The 15,198-nt window shown below is 52.6% G+C and carries 19 protein-coding genes; 7 read left to right on the top strand and 12 right to left on the bottom strand.

The window, feature by feature from the left end; translation table 11 throughout:
- Nucleotides 1-192 precede the first annotated feature (192 nt).
- The 4 genes from arfB to ACQY5R_RS09025 all read right to left on the bottom strand — a co-directional run bounded on the left by arfB (nt 193) and on the right by ACQY5R_RS09025 (nt 3,424).
- Nucleotides 193-609 carry an alternative ribosome rescue aminoacyl-tRNA hydrolase ArfB gene (arfB, locus tag ACQY5R_RS09040; protein WP_428607284.1) on the bottom strand — a complete coding sequence of 139 codons (417 nt, stop codon included), beginning with the start codon at nt 607-609 and terminating at the stop codon, nt 193-195.
- A 6-nt stretch (nt 610-615) separates the two neighbouring features.
- Complete coding sequence (locus ACQY5R_RS09035; protein ID WP_428607212.1) at nt 616-1,905, bottom strand: nucleoside recognition domain-containing protein; 1,290 nt, start codon at nt 1,903-1,905, stop codon at nt 616-618.
- A 126-nt stretch (nt 1,906-2,031) separates the two neighbouring features.
- Nucleotides 2,032-2,970: a nucleoside recognition domain-containing protein gene (locus ACQY5R_RS09030; RefSeq protein WP_428607210.1), complete on the bottom strand. Its 939-nt coding sequence runs from the start codon at nt 2,968-2,970 to the stop codon at nt 2,032-2,034.
- A gap of 172 nt (nt 2,971-3,142) precedes the next feature.
- The gene (locus tag ACQY5R_RS09025) at nt 3,143-3,424 is read right to left on the bottom strand and encodes a YebG family protein (protein ID WP_428607207.1); all 282 of its coding nucleotides are present in this window, start codon (nt 3,422-3,424) and stop codon (nt 3,143-3,145) included.
- Nucleotides 3,425-3,687: 263 nt separating this feature from the next.
- On the opposite strand from ACQY5R_RS09025, the gene ACQY5R_RS09020 reads away from it, so the two are divergent.
- The 4 genes from ACQY5R_RS09020 (at nt 3,688) to ppnN (ending at nt 7,410) form a co-directional block, all read left to right on the top strand.
- Nucleotides 3,688-4,317 carry an AAA family ATPase gene (locus ACQY5R_RS09020; protein WP_428607205.1) on the top strand — a complete coding sequence of 210 codons (630 nt, stop codon included), beginning with the start codon at nt 3,688-3,690 and terminating at the stop codon, nt 4,315-4,317.
- Nucleotides 4,259-4,534 (top strand): hypothetical protein, encoded by a 276-nt coding sequence (locus tag ACQY5R_RS09015; RefSeq protein ID WP_428607202.1) that lies wholly within the window; start codon nt 4,259-4,261, stop codon nt 4,532-4,534. Before ACQY5R_RS09020 ends, ACQY5R_RS09015 begins: the two co-directional genes overlap by 59 nt.
- Nucleotides 4,535-4,540: 6 nt before the next feature.
- Nucleotides 4,541-5,716, top strand: a complete 1,176-nt coding sequence (locus ACQY5R_RS09010) for a vWA domain-containing protein (protein ID WP_428607199.1) — start codon at nt 4,541-4,543, stop codon at nt 5,714-5,716.
- 266 nt (nt 5,717-5,982) lie between these two features.
- The gene (gene ppnN / locus ACQY5R_RS09005) at nt 5,983-7,410 is read left to right on the top strand and encodes a nucleotide 5'-monophosphate nucleosidase PpnN (RefSeq protein ID WP_428607196.1); all 1,428 of its coding nucleotides are present in this window, start codon (nt 5,983-5,985) and stop codon (nt 7,408-7,410) included.
- Here ppnN and ACQY5R_RS09000 read toward each other — a convergent pair.
- Both ACQY5R_RS09000 and ACQY5R_RS08995 read right to left on the bottom strand, forming a co-directional pair.
- Complete coding sequence (locus tag ACQY5R_RS09000) at nt 7,385-7,855, bottom strand: MEKHLA domain-containing protein (protein ID WP_428607194.1); 471 nt, start codon at nt 7,853-7,855, stop codon at nt 7,385-7,387. The two genes, ppnN and ACQY5R_RS09000, sit on opposite strands and share 26 nt — an antisense overlap.
- 73 nt (nt 7,856-7,928) lie before the next feature.
- The gene (locus ACQY5R_RS08995) at nt 7,929-9,662 is read right to left on the bottom strand and encodes a sensor domain-containing diguanylate cyclase (protein WP_428607192.1); all 1,734 of its coding nucleotides are present in this window, start codon (nt 9,660-9,662) and stop codon (nt 7,929-7,931) included.
- Nucleotides 9,663-9,932: 270 nt separating this feature from the next.
- Here ACQY5R_RS08995 and ACQY5R_RS08990 point away from each other — a divergent pair, with 270 nt between their 5' ends.
- Complete coding sequence (locus ACQY5R_RS08990; RefSeq protein WP_428607190.1) at nt 9,933-10,280, top strand: hypothetical protein; 348 nt, start codon at nt 9,933-9,935, stop codon at nt 10,278-10,280.
- A 115-nt stretch (nt 10,281-10,395) separates the two neighbouring features.
- Here ACQY5R_RS08990 and ACQY5R_RS08985 read toward each other — a convergent pair whose 3' ends face one another.
- Together ACQY5R_RS08985 and ACQY5R_RS08980 are read right to left on the bottom strand one after the other, a co-directional pair.
- Nucleotides 10,396-10,770, bottom strand: a complete 375-nt coding sequence (locus tag ACQY5R_RS08985; RefSeq protein WP_428607188.1) for a RidA family protein — start codon at nt 10,768-10,770, stop codon at nt 10,396-10,398.
- Between the two features lie 17 nt (nt 10,771-10,787).
- Complete coding sequence (locus ACQY5R_RS08980) at nt 10,788-12,044, bottom strand: D-amino acid dehydrogenase (protein WP_428607186.1); 1,257 nt, start codon at nt 12,042-12,044, stop codon at nt 10,788-10,790.
- Nucleotides 12,045-12,191: 147 nt separating this feature from the next.
- Between ACQY5R_RS08980 and ACQY5R_RS08975 the strand changes: the two genes are divergently transcribed.
- Nucleotides 12,192-12,653 (top strand): Lrp/AsnC family transcriptional regulator, encoded by a 462-nt coding sequence (locus ACQY5R_RS08975; RefSeq protein WP_428607184.1) that lies wholly within the window; start codon nt 12,192-12,194, stop codon nt 12,651-12,653.
- Nucleotides 12,654-12,750: 97 nt separating this feature from the next.
- Here the strand turns inward: ACQY5R_RS08975 and ACQY5R_RS08970 are convergent, their stop codons facing one another.
- The 4 genes from ACQY5R_RS08970 to bfr (ACQY5R_RS08955) all read right to left on the bottom strand — a co-directional run bounded on the left by ACQY5R_RS08970 (nt 12,751) and on the right by bfr (ACQY5R_RS08955) (nt 14,820).
- Nucleotides 12,751-12,930, bottom strand: a complete 180-nt coding sequence (locus tag ACQY5R_RS08970; RefSeq protein WP_428607181.1) for a DUF3012 domain-containing protein — start codon at nt 12,928-12,930, stop codon at nt 12,751-12,753.
- Between the two features lie 103 nt (nt 12,931-13,033).
- Nucleotides 13,034-13,636 carry a DUF4202 domain-containing protein gene (locus ACQY5R_RS08965; protein ID WP_428607178.1) on the bottom strand — a complete coding sequence of 201 codons (603 nt, stop codon included), beginning with the start codon at nt 13,634-13,636 and terminating at the stop codon, nt 13,034-13,036.
- Between the two features lie 208 nt (nt 13,637-13,844).
- On the bottom strand, nt 13,845-14,327 hold the full coding sequence (bfr, locus tag ACQY5R_RS08960; protein WP_428607176.1) for a bacterioferritin: 483 nt from the start codon (nt 14,325-14,327) through the stop codon (nt 13,845-13,847).
- Nucleotides 14,328-14,352: 25 nt separating this feature from the next.
- Nucleotides 14,353-14,820: a bacterioferritin gene (gene bfr, locus ACQY5R_RS08955; protein ID WP_428607174.1), complete on the bottom strand. Its 468-nt coding sequence runs from the start codon at nt 14,818-14,820 to the stop codon at nt 14,353-14,355.
- Nucleotides 14,821-14,993: 173 nt separating this feature from the next.
- On the opposite strand from bfr (ACQY5R_RS08955), the gene ACQY5R_RS08950 reads away from it, so the two are divergent.
- Nucleotides 14,994-15,194 (top strand): bacterioferritin-associated ferredoxin, encoded by a 201-nt coding sequence (locus ACQY5R_RS08950; protein ID WP_428607171.1) that lies wholly within the window; start codon nt 14,994-14,996, stop codon nt 15,192-15,194.
- The last annotated feature ends 4 nt before the right edge of the window (nt 15,195-15,198 follow it).

Below are 15,198 nucleotides of genomic sequence, written 5' to 3'. Positions count from 1 at the left end.
TCAACATAGGGGATCGCATCTTTATTTTTTTCACTATTGTGATGGACTCTCTTTTTGCGGCTCACGTACCACCCCCTGCTTTATTCACTTATCAAACGGATATACTGCGCCATATCCTCTGTTGAAAATAGTAGTCGACACACTGGGCTTGCGCTAAATCAACTATTGCGGACACATACTATTGAATCGGGGTCAATCCTCTACCCGGCCTCGCAGGGCCTTGATGCGGCCACGTTTCTCTTTACTCTCCAGGCGTCGCTTTTGCGAATTTTTACTTGGCCGGGTGGGTTTGCGTGTTTTCTGTATACGTGTCGCTGAGAGGATCAGTTCTTTCAGACGTAGCAGCGCCTCTTCTCGGTTCTTCTCCTGACTGCGAAAACGTTGCGCCTTGATAATCACAACCCCCTCTTTGGAGATACGCTGATCCTTAAAAATGAGTAACCGCTCTTTATAGAAAGCCGGCAACAATGAAGCCCGAATATCAAATCGGAGGTGAATGGCAGTCGAAACCTTGTTGACGTTCTGCCCGCCCGCACCCTGGGCACGAATAGCTGAAAATTCGATCTCATTATCGGCAATCGTCACGCTGTTGGAGATGTGCAGCATCAGCCCATTCTAACCATAGAGAAACGAAACGGCCGCCACCGTGGCGATCACACCGACCAGATCGGCGGTCAATCCGGCCGCCAGGGCATGGCGGATGCGTCTCACCTGAACCGCACCGAAATAGACGGCGAGCACATAGAAAGTGGTTTCAGTGGATCCCTGCAGGGTCGAAACCAGATACCCCACATAGCTGTCCGGACCGATAGCCGGATCATTGATGATCGACGCCATGACACCATAGGCCCCCGAACCGGATAGGGGTCGCAACAATGCCATGGGAAGCGCTTCGGCAGGCAATCCAAATAAGCCGGTCAGCTGGCCGATCTGGCTTACCATCCACTCCATCGCACCGCTCGCCCGAAACATCCCGACCGCTACCAAAATCGCCACCAGGTAAGGGATAATTTTCAGCGCCACCTGGAAACCATCCTTGGCCCCGTCGACAAAGCTTTCATAGATCGGCACCTTACGCACCACACCAAACAGCAGAAAACCCAACATCAAGCCTGGCAGGATCCAGGGAGAGAGGATCTGCCCATAGAGTACGGTCAGCGGTATCAGTAATAGAAAACCGATCAATGCCGACAGAGATACCCATGCCGGATATCCCTCCCCCCCGTCATCCAACAGCGAAACCCCGGATGCAGTCTCATCCTCACCTACTGCCTTCGTATCCTGATCATCCTGACTCCGGGAGAGCGGAAAAAAGCGCCGGTAAGCCTTAACGGCCAGGATCGCAGCCAAGGTTGAGCAGAGCGTGGCAAAAAGCGTCGTTGGCAGGATACCGGCGGGATCAGCCGATCCCGCCGATGCCCGCAGGGCAATCACCCCGGTAGGCAACAGCGTAATACTTGAGGTGTTTATAGCCAGAAACAGCACCATCGAGTCGGTTGCAGTGCCCTTACAGGGATTCAGGCGGTTGAGCTCCTGCATCGCCTTGATACCGAACGGTGTGGCGGCATTGCCCAAACCCAGGATATTGGCCGACATATTCAAAATCATCGCCCCCATGGCGGGGTGATCGGCCGGTACATCAGGAAACAACCTGACCATCAGAGGACGAATCAAACGGGCCAGGATGGTCAACATCCCACCCTGCTCGGCAATCTTCATCAAACCGAGAAAAAGCGCCATCACGCCAACCAGGCCCAATGCCAGCTCAACGGCACCGGTTGCCGAATCAATCATCGCCTTGGAAAGTGCATCCATCGGACTGATATCGCCGGTGGGCAGGCTGAGCTGCCGCCAGGCCGCCGTCACAAAGGCGACAAACACCAAGAAAAAAAATACAACATTCATAATAACAATGGGCCCTGATTAGACTGCTACCGCTTATACGCGATGTGGAATTACAGGGCAACCGGACAATATGACCACTACCACACAGGTGGTCGATTGATCAACGATAACGGACTTCTACCGATATCAGAAAATCAAGCCGTGCAAGACGGCTCTGAGTGTGATGGCGAGTACGGCGCCGTAGAGTGCCGGACGTAGCACCGCCACGACACGTGGACCGGCCGAGATAAGAATCGCAATACCCACGATATCAAAAGGATGAATCATAAAGCCGGCCAACCGATTCAGTCCCGATAGCGTGATGAGGTCACTCTGTACAAACTCCATGGTCACCCCCATCATGGCGGTGCCCCCGGCAATAAATTTGGTCACGATCGGAAGTAGCGCAGCCGGCGGTAGGTCAAACAGTGAAAAAACCGGCGCCAGCAGAGGTTCCAACAGATCAACCGCACCGGCACTTCGCAACAGGTTCACCAACAGTAACGCCAATATCAACATCGGTACGGCACCGACAGATATTTCGATCGCCTCGCGTCCAGCCCTGTTTATCACCGTCAACACACTCAAGGTGTCGTCCGCCAGTGGATGCTCTGGTTTCGGTTCGGGGAGCTGCTCTTGGTCGCTCAAACGGCGGGCAAACAGGTAGTAAGTAGCCGTGGCTCCCAGCACCGCACAAATCGCTGAAATCAGAATGGTGGCTAAACCATTGAGACCCACCGCTGACATGGGGAAGACCACATTGGCCTGTGCACAAGCCAGCACCATGGCCAGAGAAGCGGCGATATGCCGGCTGGAAGTACCGGACCGGTCCATAATCGCCAGGGTGGCCACCGGTGCGGCAAAACTGACAAAAAGGATCTGAATCAGGGCAAAGATCCCCAGATCGGGGAGGCCGAACGGACGCAATAGCGGAGACAGGCGTGTCGTCATCCACTCCAACCCCCCTTTCGCCTCCAGCAAGCGCATAAAGGTGAGCATCACCACCATGACGGGTAGAAAAACAAAAAAAGCAAGCTCAACGCCTGCCTTGCCGGAGCGTAAGATGATCTCTGCGAACTCGCTCATATTGCCTGATAAAGCTATGGCTGCTGAAGACAGGGCGAGCGACAAACCATCCGCGGATCCGTAACGCCATCTACTGTCGTGTTTTACCTGCCGTGACTATACCGCAGATAGGTGGAAGCCGGTAGCGAGTGGGTATGGGGGAATGTCGCGTTGCTACCGACTTCCGTAACTGTCAGCGTGAAGCCGCTAGCCGGGTAACCTTGTCATCCTGCAGGGCAATTTCGGACATCACTTCCGGTTTACCTTTGCACGCCTGAATGATCAACTCCTTGTTCCGAGCCAGCACCAAACCGAACTCTTCGGCTGCCTTCTCATCCACTTGCGGGATAACCTGCTCCAGCAGACGCGAGAACTGTTCGCCCAGTTCCAGCATTCGGTCATGGGCATCCGCCTCTTTTCTATTTTCGAACATGCTGTTGTCCCGATCACATTTCCACATTGCAATAACGGCCATAGTCTCTTCACCTTGCGCTGTATCTGAACGAAGCTTCACCCACTGATGTTCCCTGACAACCGGGTGAGTGAGAAAACTGGCGATCCCAACGAATCCGTATCGTATGGCTATCGGTTTCGCCAAGTTCAGGAAGATCATACAGAGAACGTATATAGAACGTCAAGTCCAGGATAAGCACCCCGGAAATTGGAACATTTATTTCAATTGAAACGAGTTTATTGGAGAATACGCGCAATAACGTAGCAAACCACTCGGAAACCGATATGCGATTTACTGGAACAGATACCTACGTGGCCACCGATGACCTGATGCTGGCCGTGAACGCCGCCATTCAGCTTGAGCGTCCGCTGCTGATCAAGGGAGAACCGGGCACCGGTAAGACCATGCTGGCAGAGGAAGTCGCCAAGGCGCTAAATCAACCGCTGTTTCAATGGCACATCAAATCCACCACCAAGGCGCAGCACGGGCTGTACGAGTATGACGCGGTCTCCAGGCTGCGGGATTCACAACTGGGTGACGACCGGGTACACGATATCGGCAACTATATCGTCAAGGGTAAATTGTGGGATGCCTTTGCCCATGATGGCCATTCCGTGGTGCTAATCGACGAGGTGGACAAAGCGGATATCGAATTTCCCAACGACCTGCTCCGTGAGCTCGACCGCATGGAGTTTTATGTCTATGAAACCCAGCAACTGGTCAAGGCAAAACAGCGGCCGCTCATTATCATTACCAGCAATAATGAGAAGGAGTTGCCGGATGCGTTTCTGCGTCGCTGCTTCTTCCACTATATCCGCTTTCCCGATAAAGAGACCATGGAGCAGATCGTCTGCGGTGCACTATCCGGACCTGAAAAAGCAGTTGCTACAGCAGGCCCTGGAGGTATTTTTTGAACTGCGTGAAGTGCCCGGCCTTAAGAAGAAACCCTCGACCTTGGAACTGTTGGACTGGCTGAAGCTGTTGATGGCGGAGGAAATCCCGCCGGAGGCGTTGTACAGCGGCGACCAACGACAGGCCATCCCGCCACTGCACGGTGCGCTGCTGAAAAACGAACAGGACATCCACCTGTTTGAACGGCTCGCCTTTATGCATCGCCGTAGCCGCTCCTGAACCACCATGCTGGTCGAGTTCTTTTATCACCTGAAAGAGTCCGGTTTACCGATCACCATCCGGGAATTCCTGGATCTGCTCGCCGCCATGGAAGCGCAAGTCATTTTCTCCAGTGTGGATGATTTCTACTATCTCTCCCGCACCTGCCTGATCAAGGACGAGCGACTGTTCGATCGCTTTGACCAGGCATTCGGCAGCTATTTCAAGGGCGTTAACAATACTGACGGCACGATCACCGCGGAGATCCCGGAAGAGTGGCTGCGCAAACAACTGGAAAAATACCTCAGCGAGGAAGAGAAGAAAAAGCTGGATGCCATGGGTTGGCAAAAACTGATGGAGACACTGAAAAAGCGTCTGGCAGAGCAGCAGGCAAGGCATCAAGGCGGCAGTAAGTGGATCGGCACCGGCGGCACCTCTCCCTTCGGCGCCTATGGCTATAATCCGGAAGGCATCCGAATCGGCCAGCAGCATTCGCGCCACCGCAAGGCGGTCAAGGTCTGGGATAAACGTGAATTCCGCAACCTGGATGATTCGGTTGAGCTGGGTACGCGCAATATCAAAGTGGCGTTGAAGCGACTGCGCCGATTTGCCCGCAGCGGCGCACCTGAAGAGCTGGACCTCGACGCCACCATACGCTCAACCGCCCATCATGGCGGCATGCTGGATCTGAAAATGGTTCCCGAGCGACACAATAAGGCCAAGGTGCTGCTGTTTATCGATGTCGGCGGCTCCATGGACGACCATGTCCAGATATGCGAAGAGCTGTTCTCAGCCGCCCACTCGGAATTCAAACATCTGGAGCATTTCTATTTTCACAATTGCGTCTATGAGGCCGTCTGGAAAGACAATCGCAGCCGTCGCTCCGAGCCCCTCTCCACCTGGGATGTCATTCACACCTACAGCTCGGATTATCAACTCATCTTCGTCGGTGATGCGACCATGAGCCCCTATGAAGTGACCTATGCCGGCGGATCGGTGGAGCACTGGAATCAAGAGACCGGTATGGTCTGGATGGGGCGTTTGCTGGAAGCCTATCCCAACGCTATCTGGATCAATCCACAACCCGAACATCAATGGCCCTATATCCATTCGATCCAGCTGATTCGTGAAATCATGATGGACCGCATGTTTCCACTCACCCTGGAGGGGCTTGAACGAGGGATGAAGCGGCTCAGCCAATAGGTCACGATCGCACCTCCCCAAGAAACCCATTCATATTTCTGTAAGCCAGAGCAGCTAAGCTGGGTTAATCGTCATCCCCCCATCAAACCCGGACGACGATTACCGTATCGACTATGCTTAAGTTACTCACAATAAAAAACGGGATACAAAATCCGCTCCAGGCAGCGTGTATTCACCTGAATAACACAACCCTTTGACGGATTCATGCGTCCACACAGCGCCAATATTTCGTGGCTGGATAATGCCGGCCCATACCAGGATGTACCATGTTAAAAGAAACTCTATTTCACAAAGTAGTCAACAGCACTATCCGCCCCGCATCACACATGGCTGTACTCTCCCGCCGGGAAATCGAACAACTGCGGGATGTCACCGGTACCGGCTTACACAAACTGTTCCGCAAATGCGCATTAGCCGTGCTCAGCTCAGGCTCCCAGGTGGATAACTGTGAAGAGTTGATGTCCATGTATCCGGATTTTGACATCCAGGTCAGGGAACGCCACCAGGGCATTGTATTGGAAGTGGCCAATGCCCCGGCGGAGGCGTTCGTTGACGACCAACTGATTGAAGGTATCCGCTACCACCTGTTCTCGGTACTACGCGATATCCTCTACCTGCGCGACACCACCAGCAATCATAAGCATCTCTCGCCCAACATGCAGATCAGCCATGAGATCTTCTACCGGCTTCGCCACGCCGGTGCCTTCCACCCCGGGAAGAAACCCAATACCGTGGTCTGTTGGGGCGGCCATGCCATTCCGGTGGAAGAGTACGACTATACCAAGGAGATCGGTTATTACCTTGGGTTGCGTGGTATCGATATCTGCACCGGCTGCGGAGCCGGCGCTATGAAAGGCCCCATGAAAGGGGCCGCCATCGCCCATGCCAAACAGCGGCACACCAAGGGGAGGCATATCGGCTTGACCGAACCGGGCATCATCGCGGCCGAAGCACCCAACGCCATTGTCAATGAACTGATCGTGATGCCGGATATCGAGAAACGTCTCGAAGCCTTTATCCGCTTGGGGCACGTACTGGTCATTTTCCCCGGCGGGGTCGGCACCATGGAGGAGCTACTCTTTGTGCTTGGCGTGCTGTCGCATCCGGAAAACCAGGATATTGAACTGCCAATCTTCCTCACCGGCCCCGAGTCATCCGGCAGTTACTTTGATTCGGTGACCCGGTTCATCGAGATGACACTGGGCAGTACTGCATTGAACCTGGTCAGAAAAGTCATCGGCAATCCTGGCCTGGTAGCCAAACAGGTCAACGACTCCCTGATGCATGTCACCCGGGAACGACGTCAACACGATGACTCGTTTCACTACAACTGGTCGCTGCACATCGAGGGGGAATTCCAGGAGCCCTTTATACCGGATCACGACGCCATGGCTAAATTACAGCTGTCCCGCGACTTACCCACACAAGTACTGGCGGCCAATCTGCGGCGAGCCCTCTCGGGGATCGTATCCGGTAACGTCAAGGAACAGGGTGTCAATGCCATTCGCGAACACGGGCCGTTCCAGATAAAGGGAGAACCGGAATTGATGAACGCCATGGATGAGTTACTAACTTCATTTGCCCGTCAAGGGCGTATGAAAGTCAAGGGCGACTATGTGCCCTGTTACGAAATTGTTAAAGCTTTTAACAGTGAAGAATCGGCATCGATTACTGAACCGGTGACCACTCTTTGAACATGGCGGCCTGACCGCAAGCTATGCCCTGTCGATCAAGATTCCACACAGTGGCGCGCTGAATAAAAAACCGCTTACCGGTACGGGAGATGCGGATCCCCGTGTAGTCATCGATATAACCCTGCGTCGTCACCTGATGCAGCAGCCGTTCGCGCGCCTCCTGCTGCAGCTGTTCCGCCGAATGGCGGGAGGGCAACGCCGTGAACTGTTCCCAGTTCATTTCAAACAGTGCCAGGGCGGTCTGATTGGCGTAATTGAAGATAGGATCGGTAGCGGTATCATGGGATACCACGGCAAAGGGCGCGAAAAAAAGGGCTTCGCCCACTGACTCCTCCGGAGCATCAGTCAATTTTCTACCGGTCAAGCGGTAAAAACTGTCGCACAACAGTATCGCCTGATCCTGTCGGTATCGGTTTGCAATGGAGGGAATTTGTCGGTCTGACATCGGGTAAATCAATTTATCTGCTTAACGATTATACGGGGACTCTGCGCTTAGTATAATTGAGCAATTCGCTCGATTATACCGTACCGATCTGGTTTCTACCCGCCCGCTTCGCCTTGTACAGAGCTCTATCTGTCTGGTGCATCAGGGTATTGACCGACTCATCGCTCTGGCCATTGCCGGTAAAAGCGGACAACCCGATACTAATGGTCATCCGAGTGGAATGGAGGTCGTTGGCAATGGTCAGATGGCTGATCTTTTCTCTCAAACGTTCGGCCAATACCCGCGCTGCTTTAGTATCGGTATCCGGCATGGCGATAGCAAATTCGTCCCCACCCATACGGCCGAAAATATCTACCACCCGTATCGTCTCCCTGGTCACGGCGGTAAATTGCAGTATTGCCTCGTCACCCAAAGCATGGCCACCACTATCGTTGAGCTGCTTAAAATGGTCGATATCGATCACCATAAAAGCCAGAGGTGTCCCATAGCGCTTTGAGTAAGCGAGCTGGGACTCCACTTCTTGCATAAAGTGGCGCCGGTTGAATATACCTGTCAGCGGATCGGTTGAAGCCATTTCCTTGAGCTGCTGCTCCATCTGCTTACGCTCTGAGATATCCATACTGATGCCAACAAAGGCAGACAGCTCACCGTGATCATTCAGCACCGGAGAGATAGATATACTCTCCCAATAATATTCGCCATTCTTGCGCCGGTTCTCCAGTTCACCGTGCCAGGGTTGTTTGCTTTTGATGGCATGCCACAGTTCCCGATAGATGGCCCGGTCCGTCCTGCCGGACTTAAACAGCCTAGGAGTCTTGCCGATCACCTCTTCCGGTCGATAGCCAGTAATTTTTTCTACAATAGGGCTGACATATTCGATTACGCCGTTGGGATCAGTAATGACTGTCAGTACCGGACTATGGGTAATGGCCAAGGAGAGTTTCTGCAGCGTCTCTTCGATTTTCTTTTGAGGTGTGATGTCGTGGCCACTGACCACCGCTCCGCTGATGGTGCCATCTTCCTCAATATAGGGGGTCTGCCACACGTCGACATACTTGGGTGATTTGTCGGGAGGGTAAATCCAGTGCCGGGTATTGATACTCTCTCCCTGAAAGCTACTATCCAGCAACGGTTTCAGCACCGATTGAAACAGCGCTTCTCCATGAACATCATGGACCTTTTTTCCGATTAGATTTTCGTGCGACCCGCCAAAGGTGTCGACGTAACCCTGACTCACTGCCAGATAAGTGTATTTCTTATCGACAAACGACATAAAGTTCCGCGTAATCGCCACCATATTAGAGTAACGACGTAACACATCCTGCTGATTGAAGCGGCGGTATTCCGCACTAATTCGCTGACTCAATAATTCAAAAAAGAAACGGATTTCGGGACGATCATTCTGTGGTTTGTCATCCAAGGCAAAGATATGCCCAACCGCCCGCTGGTCCTCACCGTAAAACGCCTGCCCCCGGTAACTCTCAGCACCCAGCGCTTTTAATAATTCACAGGAAGAAAAAGTATCTTGAAGATCTTCGGCGTAATAGATATGGACATTGTCGGGTGCAGCCCGATAAACCAATTCACAAGGGGAGCCAGCTATATTAAAAGCGAAAGGCTTCCCTGGTTTGCCGTCATCCCAAATCGCCACCACTTCAAGATCGGAACTGTCCGGCTTGCTGAAGCCGACGCCACCCCAACGACATTTGGTAGCAACGGCGATTGCCTGAGCGGCTCGATTGAAAAACTCGTTTGCGGTCTCTGCTGGTCCTGCGAGCAGTATGTGCGCCTGGTCAAAATGATCCATAGTGAGGTATTGCGACTGAGTTATGCATAAAAGTCGGCATACTCTAGTTAGGGTTATTCACCACTGCAACTGAAAACATCAAAAAAACCATGGAAAACAACAAAAAGCCGGGAACGCTTTTCTTTATGAGTCGCAACCTCTATTTTTCTTGACTTTCATCAATATTTTTCGCCGATATTAATTGATTAAAGTAAACACCATGTTTTGCATTTTACAAGGTAAAATACTGGGTATTTGTAATAATCAGCAACGGAGAATCGGGTACAAAATATGAAATTCCGCGATCTGAAAATCGGCCAGAAATTTCTACTTCGGGGAGTGGAGATGGAGAAAAGCGGACCGCTTCAGGCAATAGAAAAAGCCACCGCCAAGGTCAGGCCCATCATGCGTGCGGCGGCTGTCGAATTGCTGGATGAAATCCACTCAAACCTTACCGAAAGAGCAGAGCCAGATCGTCTACTGGACGAATTGATACAGGCCCTGAACAGTTACCACCATACCTGCCTTTCACTGCTGTTGGATAAAGAAAACAGATCTGTTGTCCTACAGATTGAGTCCGCCTACAAAACGGTGCAACAAACCGTGTCGCGGTTGACCATAGCGTTAAAAAGCGAATAGATAACGCTGTCTCTTCGTACTGTCTGACAAACTTGACCACCCATCACATGCCGGAATCCGGAACGACATCCATTCAGGTCCCGGCATGTAAGGGAAAAAGGTGGTAAAGGCCACACTAGATCTTTGCGATCACCTCTATTTCAACTTTGGCATCAACCGGTAGACGGGCCACCTGAATGGTTGAACGGGCCGGTTTATGATCGCCAAACTCTTCTGCGTAAACCGCATTAAGCTGGCCAAAGTCATTCAGGTCCTGAAGAAAAACCGTGGTTTTGATTACCCGGTCCAGAGAAGTTCCCGCTTCCGCCAGTACAGCGCGAAGATTTTTGAATACTTGTCGTGCCTGCACCTGGATATCCCCCTGCACCAACTCACCGGCTGCTGTCAGCGGTATTTGCCCTGAGGTATAAACCAACCCCTCAATCTGCATCGCCTGGCAGTATGGTCCGATGGCCGCCGGTGCCTCTCTGGTTTGAATCGCATTCATCATGATGTTACCTGTAAACGTTAAGCCGCATAGCGGTCAATGGAGAGTCCTTCGGTATCGATATCGGGACGTTTATGAGTGATCAGATCGGTCAACAACCTTCCGGAACCACATGCCATGGTCCAGCCGAGCGTACCGTGCCCGGTATTGAGATAAAGATTGGAGAGTGGTGTCGCCCCAACACAGGGGGTACCGTCCGGCGTCATGGGTCGCAATCCGCACCAGAATTCAGTTTTGGAAAGATCCCCCCCTTTGGGGAACAGATCGGATACAACATGCTTCACCGTCTCACCCCGGCGTTCATCCAGGTTTAGGTTGTAACCGGCCAGCTCGGCTGTGCCAGCCACCCGGATACGGCTGCCCAAGCGTGTAATGGCTACCTTGTGGGTCTCATCCATAATGGTAGAGACCGGCGCCAATTCCGCATCCACAATCGGCAAGGTAATCGAATAACCCTTGACCGGATAGATCGGTACCTTGATGCCAACCGCCTTCAGCAACAGTGGCGAATAGCTTCCCAGCGCCATCACATAGCTGTCACCGCTAATGATGCCGGTATCGGTCTCTACGCCGCTGATCTGCCGTCCTTCCGTAAGCAAACGACGTATATTGACGCCCATCCGGAACTCTACGCCTAGCCGCTCCGCTTCCTTGGCAAGCGCCTGAGTGAACATAAAGCAGTCACCCGTTTCGTCATTAACCAGGCGTAGGCCGCCGGCAACCTTCTCCTTTACATGAACCAGGCCCGGCTCTACAGAGAGGCACCCTTCACGATCCAACAGTTCATAGGGAACGCCATAGCGGTCAAGAATGGCCATATCGGTCTGGGCGGCATCCAACTGCTTTTGGGTACGGAACATCTGCAGGGTACCGCGGCTGCGTTCGTCATACTGAATACCGGTCTCCGCGCGCAATAGTTTGATAGCGTCGCGACTGTATTCGGCCAATCGCACCATGCGTCCCTTGTTCTGCTCGTAGCGTGCGCTGGTACAATTGCGCAACATCTGCAGACTCCAGGACCACATAGCCGGATCCAGCTGCGGACGAATCACCAACGGACTGTGCTTCATCATCAACCACTTAATGGCTTTCAACGGAATACCCGGAGCCGCCCAAGGCGCGGAGTAACCGGGGGACACTTCGCCCGCATTGGCAAAACTGGTCTCCATCGCCGCTTCCGGCTGGCGATCGATGACTGTCACATCATGACCTTCCCGAGCCAGATAGTAAGCGTTGGTTACCCCGATAACGCCGCCGCCAAGAATGATGACTTTCATGTATTTCAGCTCCAGTGATGAAGTGGATAAACTGGGGAAAGCTTACGTGAAAGCCATTAACAAGTGCTTGCAAATTCAAGCTATAAGGTTAATATTTACACAATTATATTCTTATTATTTTAATTTTATTAGCATAATATACGGAAAATGAAACTAGATGCGATAGACAGGAAGATTCTTAAAACCCTCCAGAACGATGGGCGATTGACCAATGCCGAATTGGCGGAACGGATCAATCTCTCCCCTTCCGCCTGCCTAAGACGGGTCAAACAGTTGGAGGAACGCGGGGTCATTGCCGGTTATGTAATGCTGGTGGATCCCGCCGCCATTGGCAGGTCGACGACCATCTTTGTGGAGATCACATTGAATAGCCAGAGCGTGGAGTGCCAGGAGGCCTTTGAAACGGCTGTACGGCGAAATCCCGAGATTATGGAGTGTTATCTGATGACCGGTGAAGCGGATTACCTGCTACGGGTCGCTGCGGCCGGTACAGCCGACTATGAACGGTTGCATAAGCACCACCTCTCCAGCCTACCCGGTGTGGCTCGAATCAAGACTGCATTTGGAATTCGCACGGTTTGCAAGAGTACCGCCTACCCGGTGGATTGATGTGAAGCCAGCCGGCGACTCCGCTTTTAAATTCACCACACCAGTAAGTATGAGGCGGGCAAGGAAGCATCCTCGCCCGCCTTCATTTGTACGTTAGTTATTTAAAGACGCAATGTTTGGCAAAATCGGCCGCCTCATTGGCGCTCCAGTCGCCCTTCGGTTTCTCCTTCATATTGGCGCACCATTTTTCACTGCCCACTTCGGGCGCACAGCCAGCTAACCCTATTAGCATCATCCCTACGACACCCAGCAAAATGACCTTTTTTATTATCTCCATCGTTTGACTCTCTAACAGTAAATGACAAAAGCGAACTATAGCATAGGGGTACAGGATCCAACCCCATCCCCGCCAGGTAGCCTGGCAAGCCGGGTAACAAAATCTATTTTCCGCTGATCGCCTTCTGGATCAGGGGGACGAGCGGTTCCGGCAGCTTCAGCGCCCCGGAGAGGGCGAACTCCTGGGCCGCCGTGGACATCTTTGCCCAGGTTTTGCGGATGATGTCGAGCCACTTCTCTTCGCTGTATTCGGGGTGCTTTTCGGCGAACTCCAACATGTAGTGCTCGATGAATACCAGATCCGCCACATCTTCCAGCAATTGACTATCCGGGTTCACCTTTAAGGCTTTTTTGCCTACTGCTTTTTTGGCCCGCTCGATACTCGCTTCGTCATAGCCCGCTTCGGCCATCAGGCGCCCCGCCGTCTCGGCGTGGAACTTATACAGGCCGGTACGCCACTGAAAATAACCCTGGCGCCCCTCCGGATAGGAATCCCGGGGTGTTTTCCAGCGCTGGATGTGCTGGGCATGAATCGCCAGTCTCATGGCATCATCTGTATCCGGCGCATAACGCGACAACATTTCAGACATACGATGGGAATAGAGCAACTCTTTTGGCCACTCTTTCCCATCTACTGTTATCCGATTGGGATCCTCACTGTTCGCCTGATCAAACAGCGCCATGGCTTGTTCAAATTTCTGCTGCACCGGTTTACTCCTTCAAAACTTCATTAGAGCCCCATTATATAACCGGCAGATGGGAAATAATCAAAGAGTCATTTGAGTCAATGACTCAAAAATATCAATGCTTTAAGCAATATATAGAAATAAGTACAATTACCCTAAGGTTTCATAACGGTTAGAGCACCGACTCAAACCCCAACACGCCATGGCGTATCGCGGTACACGTGCAGCATTATCCCTCAAGCTCCCCCATTTGTGATTGGAGGTAGTTCTCCAGCCCGATATGCTTGATAAGACCAAGCTGTTTTTCCAGCCAGTAGGCGTGATCTTCTTCCGTGTCATCCAGCATAACCTCCAGGATCTCGCGGGTCTGGTAATCCCGCTCCTCTTCGCAGATGGCAATAGCCTTTCTCAAGGCGGCAACCACGCGATACTCTACGTCCAGGTCATTTTGCAGCATCTCCGGTACCGTATGGCCAACCTGTAACCCATCCTGCACCGAGAGATCCGGCACCCCTTCCAGGAACAGGATACGCTTGATCAGGCTATCCGCATGCCCGGTTTCATCCGCCATCTCATGGTCGATGCGCTCGTAGAGCTTGTGCAATCCCCAATCATCGTACATGCGAGAATGGATGAAATATTGATCCCTGGCCGCCAGTTCGCCGGCCAAAAGCTGCTGCAACTGTTCCAGAACCCGTTGATTACCCTTCATTATTCTCTCCTATCCAAGATCTGCCTTACGCGGTCATAGATTGTTGATAATTCTCCAGGCCGGTATGGGTAATCAGCCAAAGCTGACTCTCCAGCCAATCGATATGCGCCTCTTCCGCCTCCAGAATATCCTCCAAGAGATCACGCGAGACAAAATCCTGCTCCGCTTCACACAGGGCGATTGCCCCTTGCAGATCCGTGCGCAGACCCGATACCAGCGACAGGTCTCCCTGCAGCATCTCCTGCACATCCTCACCCAGCAACAACTTGCCCAGATCCTGCAGATTGGGCAGACCCTCTAGAAACAGGACCCGCTCAATCAATTTATCCGCCTGCTTCATCGCCTTGATTGACCAGTGATAATCCTGGTCATTTAGCTTTTCGAGTCCCCAATTCCCGAACATCCGTGCATGTAGGAAAAACTGGTTTATAGCCGTCAACTGCCCCCGCAACACAGTATTCAGTTGAGCGATGACCGGTTTCTCTCCTCGCATCTTCTTCTCCTTATAATTGCCTGGATACCCTTTAGGTATAGTTCAGTCGGATCGACAGACCAACCCACCTCCCCCTGCTGAAGCGCTGCGCTTCAATTTAGGCCTGGACAAATCGAACGGGGTTAATTATATTATGAATCATTCTCATTTGCACTAGTAACGGAGACCCTGAGATGTATGTCTGTATCTGTCATGGCGTAACCGACAAGGATATCCGCACCGCGGCCAGTAACGGCGCCCATTCGCTAGAGGCGTTAAGTGAGCAGTTGAATGTGGCCACCTGCTGTGGCCGTTGCGCGGAATGCGCCGGTGAAGTGCTGCATGATGCCATCCGCTCTGCGGACCTTCCCACCCGCCGTGCCGTCGCCGCCTGACAGA

The organism is Sedimenticola sp. (genome assembly GCF_050289425.1).
Lineage (GTDB): Bacteria > Pseudomonadota > Gammaproteobacteria > Chromatiales > Chromatiaceae > Sedimenticola.
This window is presented reverse-complemented; position numbering and strand designations above follow the sequence as displayed.